Annotated in this window: 7 protein-coding genes and 1 pseudogene; all 8 read left to right on the top strand. The window is 43.7% G+C overall.

Annotated features, from left to right (window positions below):
- Positions 1–473, top strand: a pseudogene (locus tag ASG35_RS31855) (hypothetical protein); the annotation flags it as partial.
- 92 nt (positions 474–565) lie between these two features.
- Positions 566–1,237: a glycoside hydrolase family 19 protein gene (locus tag ASG35_RS29135; RefSeq protein WP_056365983.1), complete on the top strand. Its 672-nt coding sequence runs from the start codon at positions 566–568 to the stop codon at positions 1,235–1,237.
- Positions 1,238–1,906: a hypothetical protein gene (locus ASG35_RS29130; protein WP_056365981.1), complete on the top strand. Its 669-nt coding sequence runs from the start codon at positions 1,238–1,240 to the stop codon at positions 1,904–1,906.
- A gap of 728 nt (positions 1,907–2,634) precedes the next feature.
- Positions 2,635–3,114 carry a hypothetical protein gene (locus ASG35_RS31710; RefSeq protein ID WP_156393423.1) on the top strand — a complete coding sequence of 160 codons (480 nt, stop codon included), beginning with the start codon at positions 2,635–2,637 and terminating at the stop codon, positions 3,112–3,114.
- Between the two features lie 512 nt (positions 3,115–3,626).
- Positions 3,627–4,361 (top strand): hypothetical protein, encoded by a 735-nt coding sequence (locus ASG35_RS31705; protein ID WP_156393422.1) that lies wholly within the window; start codon positions 3,627–3,629, stop codon positions 4,359–4,361.
- A 299-nt stretch (positions 4,362–4,660) separates the two neighbouring features.
- Entirely contained in the window at positions 4,661–5,053 is a 393-nt protein-coding gene (locus tag ASG35_RS31700) for a hypothetical protein (protein WP_156393420.1), read from the top strand.
- On the top strand, positions 5,050–5,313 hold the full coding sequence (locus ASG35_RS31695; RefSeq protein WP_156393419.1) for a hypothetical protein: 264 nt from the start codon (positions 5,050–5,052) through the stop codon (positions 5,311–5,313). The genes ASG35_RS31700 and ASG35_RS31695 overlap by 4 nt, the downstream gene beginning before the upstream one ends.
- Positions 5,314–5,629: 316 nt before the next feature.
- Positions 5,630–5,878, top strand: coding sequence for a PAAR domain-containing protein (locus tag ASG35_RS29120; RefSeq protein WP_056365974.1), 249 nt, complete (start codon positions 5,630–5,632; stop codon positions 5,876–5,878).
- The last annotated feature ends 134 nt before the right edge of the window (positions 5,879–6,012 follow it).

Here is a 6,012-nt window from a genome sequence, read left to right as displayed (position 1 = left end):
ACTGGCAGTCTGTCTCCTTCGCGGCGCAGCACTCGGGTTACATCAACCTGAGCGATGCTCGCGTTTATAAATTGTCCGATGCTGATTTTCCTTGGTTCACAGGTTGGACAAAGGTCAGTGAAGGTGCTGGTGCATTGTCCGACGACGGGTTGTGCGATTCGAAAGTCATCCTTGATCTGCTTCAGGAAGCGAATGGCGGTGATGTGCCTAAAGCAGGCGCGAGTCTGGATCGCCTGGCTTTGTACCTACGCGATCGCGAAGAAGTACGGCAGAAGTTGCGCGGCCTGATTTGTGAGGCGCCGACTGAATGGGATAGAAGCACTAACCACAAGCGCTTTGATCGACTGACGCAGGCAGGCGAGCACTACGAGGGCAACCCGGAAGGGCTGGACGAGTTTCTTCGTTCGTCGAGAAGTTTCAGTTCTGGGATACACCGGGACTGCCAACGAAGGTCTGGCATTTTCATCCGTTGAGATTTCTAGAACAGTTCAAGTCGTGCAGATGGCTCAGTAAGCGTGAGCTCGCGCGAGCGACGAAACGAAGCATTCGAAACCAGAAAGGTCGGATGGAAGATAGTCTTACATGGCAAGAAGTCATACACCGGATTAGCGAAGAGAGTTCGACGCGACCGAGGGATATCGCGGTGAACTTGAACCGCATGATGCAAAAGTACGGAATAGTCACTTCCCTACGTCAGGCCCATCTCTTCGGACAGATCGCCGCCGAGACAGGCAGATGGCGAACGATGGTAGAAGGCGGGAACGATGAATATTTTAGAAAATATGAACCGCTGACAGATCAGGGAGTGAAGCTGGGGAATTTCGAACGGGGAGATGGAAAACGTTATAAGGGTAGAGGGTTAATCCAATTGACTGGACGAGACTCCTATACCAAATACGGCAATTTTCGAGGTTGTAATTTTATAGGCGATGACAACGCTGCGCTTTTGCAAGTCGATGGTTACGCCACATGTGATGCTTCCGGTTATTACTGGCCGAGCAAACAAAAATATACATTTGATAAAAACAAAAAGCTATTGCCTAGTGGAGAGTTGGGAATTAATTACTGGGCGGACATTGGGTCATCTATGCAAAACGCTGCGGAAGTGACAAAAAGGATAAACCCTGCATTGAATCACTTTTATGTTCGCTGGCAGTGCTTCAATCACGCGATGTACGTCTTGGGCGACGCCGCCGATATCCTTGCCGACTTCGATACGATTGAGGAGAATAACTGAATGAAACGCACTAAGCTAAGCCAGATTTTTCAATTTTCAATATTATTTGCTATATGTCTGTTGATGTTTCCAGAATTACTGGCGGCAAAAGAAAAGATGTATAGAAGTAAAGGCTGCCCGGTTATTTTCACTGTGCCAAACAGTATGAGTTTACATGACGTTGATGGATGGACTGAACCGGCTCAACATACAGCGTGCAGAATCTCTTTGATCTGGAAAAACGTCACTAAGTCGCCGGTACCGGAAAAGTCGTTCGATGATGTTAGGCTTTTATCCGACATAGTACTGGACGTCAAAAATGTGCCATTGAAAGATCGTTTCGACGGTCTGCATTTTTCTTCGTTGCCGGACCGGGTTATATATAAAGGGCCGGAATTATCTGCCGACGCGAGATCGATGGGTTATAAACTTATGCGTACTAGACCGATCGAGCATTTCCCGGTCAAAAATGGCGAAATGTATGTCGGGATACAAGATTTTATTGAGGTCGATGGGCCGAAAATGCAGCGACGGCAATCAGTTTCATACGTTTTCCTGATTGGAAACGGCACACATTCTATTGATGTGCAAGCAACGTTCGATAAAAATCGAAAATCCGATGCCGAGAAAATCAATTCTTTGTTGAAGTTACTTCGTTCGTCGAGCTTTCAGTCTGAAGCTGCGGAATAGCATTTAATACCTCGCATCCATAATAAAACTAGCATTTAATTTGATCGATGATAGATTGGGAGAAATAGTGCGCAATTTTGCTTACAACTTGTCTTGGGGGCAATTGCAAACTGTAAATTTCTTTTCGAGGTGTCTGCTTTTGACAGCTTCAAAAAGTTACACGTATAACGGATAAACTTCATACAGGGTACGCTTTAAGTAGGAAATAAAAATGAAAAAATCACACAATCATATGTATAAAGTACTTTATGAGGCAAGAGTTTTGAGCGATATCTGGAGCACAGTCGCTGATGGTGTTGCTGGTATTTTTTGATATTTTGCGCCTTGCACTTGCACCTCAACTTTACTTAAATCAATATCCCCTACATGCCGCAAAAAATGATTTCGGGTAACAATGGACGGCTACTTTCGGTCGAGCTACCCAAAATTAACCGCCGACCTTCGTGTCATATGCTTTTTTCTTTACGTCCAACTTATTCGATCACAGATGGTTCAATACAAAAAATGGCTGATAAATTCGTAATCCAGAGATCTTCAATGGTGATCTATACATATGCGTTATGGAGGTGTGATCCTTTTTCCCGCTTCGGAATATTAAAAACCGCGAGTGGTGGCATTTTGGAATCGCATCAAACAAAGTGAGTGCGATTCTCAATTAATACGACGTTAAAAGCTTCGAAGGTAAGTGGGTCGAGACTAAAAAGGCTAGTGTATCCGTGGGTGATTAAATGACCAAGAAAAGTATATTGTTTATTCCGGCGATAGCCTGCAAGATTTGTTTCGCATCTGCTAATGAATCTTTATTTTCTTCCTGCGATGGTGAAATTTCTGTTTTTACCAGCGGGTTTGAGCAGGCGATTATAGTTTCGAAAAAAGAAAAACGATCGTTTGAGGTCGGACATTCCGTTGACGGCGGTGCAATAAACGAAGCAAAGTCGTTAACAATAATTTATGGAACACCCAAGGTAATCGATGCACAATACCCGCAAACAAATATTATTTCTATTTTCGAGAACATCAAACAACCTAAATTAAGATCGCGCATAACGGTGGGTGGAGGTATCTACGACGCGTCATTCAGTCGAGATGGAAAGTTCGGAGTGGTTAATTATAAGTATGGAACACTGTTGATTGATTTGAAAACTTACAAGAGCCATTTAGCAAAATCTGCCGTGCCTGAGAGTTATCAGTGTTCGGATATACGCTGATGATTGCCATCATGCGAGCTAGAATTGGATGAAACGATAGCTGTAAAATAGTTTAAAACGGCAAAAGGAGATGATGGATAATTTATGAAAATCGATTATTGATATCTAATTTTATCGAGACTCCGAAGTTCGGACCCCCGCATCGACGCGCGTTGCCGTTGAGTAAAATTCAGCTAAAAATTGCTTGTTCGATATTTCGGAAAGCAATCACTTATACGGTTATGTTTGAGGATACTGCCAAACGCTGGCATTATTGCCGGCATACTAAAAACGATCTGATGCTAATGATCGCAGCCGTTGCTCTTGCGTTTCGCGGTCGCTCGAATCGATATCTTCAAGTGATTTTCGATCGGTTAATACTGATGTCGAGGAATATAAGGTTGTATTGAGAGATGGTTTAAACGTGTCAAAGATTAACTTTGGCTATGAACTGAACGGGGAGGCAGTAGACTAAGTTAGATCAGTATGATTTATGCGGGGTACCAAAAGGTCAACTGGACATTCCGCATATAATGACCGTTTCCGGATATAAAGTTTTGAAACGACCTCTAGTATTACAAAATGAAGGTCTTGGAGGGAGCATGCTTTCGTCATTGTCTAGTAAAGATAATAGATTCATAGTAGGAGCACCCAATGTTTATAATACGTTGGGTTCAAAAATGCCAAATTTAGCTAAATTATGCATCGTTATCATTATTTTGGCCTTTCCAATTTGCTCTGCCGGTCGCGGGTTGACCAATTGGGCTTTGTTTCACTCCGATAATATATCCTTTTTCTATCCGGCTTCTATTTACGAGGTTCCTCGAATTGAAGGTCGAAGGTCGGTTGATGGCATAAACATGTTCGGTGTCGTCGACGTTAAGAAAAAATATGCCGATTTCGTTGATTATATAACGGTTTGTAACGACGGAATAACGAATTGCGCATCACATGAGGAATTTGACAAGCCCTATTGGATAGAGGAAGCGTCAGGCCGTCTTGTGCTATTTAATCCGACGGAAAAGCTGTTTTCCTTTGTGACGAGATTCGGTTCTGGTTATGAGGCCTTCCCTATATGTGCATGGATTGATAATCGCGGCGTTTCGTCTCAGTATGGCGGTCAGTGCTACGTAGCGGTAGTTTCCAACGGCAAAAAAACGATTTCATTAAATGGTGTTGTTGGACCCAACGTCGGCATTTCTCGGTTAAAAAAAGCATATAAACCACAGCTCGACTTGTATCAAAGAATCATTCGGTCTGCGGAATAATTGATTACAACATATCGATCCTCTTAAGATGTTGAAAACTACAATTGATCCTGTTTCGTACAGATCATGGTCAAAGTAATGAAATACATCGCGATGAAAATTTGTTGATCTATATCAGTGGAAAAAGAGTGAACGATTACTTTCGATTTTGTTCGTTGTACCGGCGAGCATCCGTTCGCCTCATGCAAATTTTTGTCGTTCGAACCGTATAGTACTTTCAGCAGTATATGGCTGCAGTGCGAATTTTTTACAGCGACGGCGTTAAGTATGAAGATTGTTTCACTGGTCAAGGATTCTAAATGATTAGCAAGGCGAAGTTGGCGACCGTACTTTTGGCATTTTTTTCGATATTTGCATCCTGGGTAAAAGCCTCAACTTTAGTTGAATTCGACACACCCTACTTATTTGCGGAGTTGGTTGCAGGAAAAGTCAACGGATACTACGGATCGAGCTTGCCAGAAGTCGACGGACGACCTTCCACATCATGTGAGTTTTTCTTCACGTCTGACTTTGTAAATCCTGCTAACCCGAATCGAAATTCTATTAAAACTTACTACACGGACAGTACGTTCAATAAGCGAGCTCGGGATGACGTGTTGACCGCCGAACTTCTTGTTTCGGGCGAACGTTGGACTTTACAGATGGATCAGGTACCGTACGGTTGTTTAAGTCCAGCAGGGGAGGTTTTTTGAAAGGCTCTGCAATTTCAAACGATGTCAAAAATAGGGTTGCATTTATTGGAATTTTTGTGGTTAATAAAGAAACCTATTTCTTTGATAATAAAGAAAACCGTTTTTTTAAACAAAAAGCCTTTTTGGTGCCAGGGAATACCGTCATTGCATTTAAGAAAAGCGGCGATTTCTATTTTGTCAGGTATTTAAATACACTAACGTCTGTGGTGACTCAGGGCTGGGTGCCCATCGATAGCACTAGTAATCCATTTCCCCAGTAGTTAATTCGATGTCCATCGGTGCGCGGGAGTCGGTTTCTTGATGAGACGTCAAGAATTTCGTTCATCGAGGATCTAATGTTGGTGCATGCCCAAGGGATCTAACATACTTGCGTGAAAACCGGAATCCCTACGCTCGCTTGGTCGGATTGGTGACCCAAAGTGACGTATGAAAATCACGTACCATCAATTGATGATTTTTTACATTGATGCAGTGGCAACACATTAGACTGTTGAATCCTTACGTTGGCTATTGCTTGCAACCGCTATTCAGTAATCCACAATCACCATCAAACCTCGAAACTACAGAGAGATAAAATTGATAGATCTAATTTGCTTAGGTGACGACACGGATCACGGCGGTAAAGTAATCAGTGCGTCATCCACAATGTTTTACGAAGGGCGCGCCGTCGCCCGAAAAGGCGATGAGGTTTCCTGCCCAAAGCACGACATCAATCCGAACTTGATTATCGATGGCGATGAATCAATGACGGATGACGGTGTGCCAATTGCCCGTCACGGTTATCGCGCGATGTGCGGCTGCCGGCTGATATCCCGGCTCGTTTGAAGATCAGCATGCCTGTCGAGCTACCCGCTAGCGCACCAAAAGTGCGAGCACCATCGCCTCCTAACATTATCTTTTGGCTTGGCGCGCTCGTTGTTGCAGTGCTGGCAAGTGCCGCCTGGACGCTACTGACGTGG

Origin of the sequence: Burkholderia sp. Leaf177, from assembly GCF_001424345.1 — a bacterium.
Taxonomy (GTDB): Bacteria; Pseudomonadota; Gammaproteobacteria; order Burkholderiales; family Burkholderiaceae; genus Caballeronia.
The sequence above is the reverse complement of the archived record's forward strand: the minus strand, read 5'-3'. Positions and strand labels throughout refer to the sequence as shown.

What these genes read in the sequence shown, in the direction of transcription:
- ASG35_RS31700 (WP_156393420.1), top strand. Translation starts at nt 4,661, where the DNA reads ATGATTAGCAAGGCGAAGTTGGCGACCGTACTTTTGGCATTTTTTTCG.
- ASG35_RS31705 (WP_156393422.1), top strand. Translation starts at nt 3,627, where the DNA reads ATGACCGTTTCCGGATATAAAGTTTTGAAACGACCTCTAGTATTACAA.
- ASG35_RS31710 (WP_156393423.1), top strand. Translation starts at nt 2,635, where the DNA reads ATGACCAAGAAAAGTATATTGTTTATTCCGGCGATAGCCTGCAAGATT.
- ASG35_RS29135 (WP_056365983.1), top strand. Translation starts at nt 566, where the DNA reads ATGGAAGATAGTCTTACATGGCAAGAAGTCATACACCGGATTAGCGAA.
- ASG35_RS29130 (WP_056365981.1), top strand. Translation starts at nt 1,238, where the DNA reads ATGAAACGCACTAAGCTAAGCCAGATTTTTCAATTTTCAATATTATTT.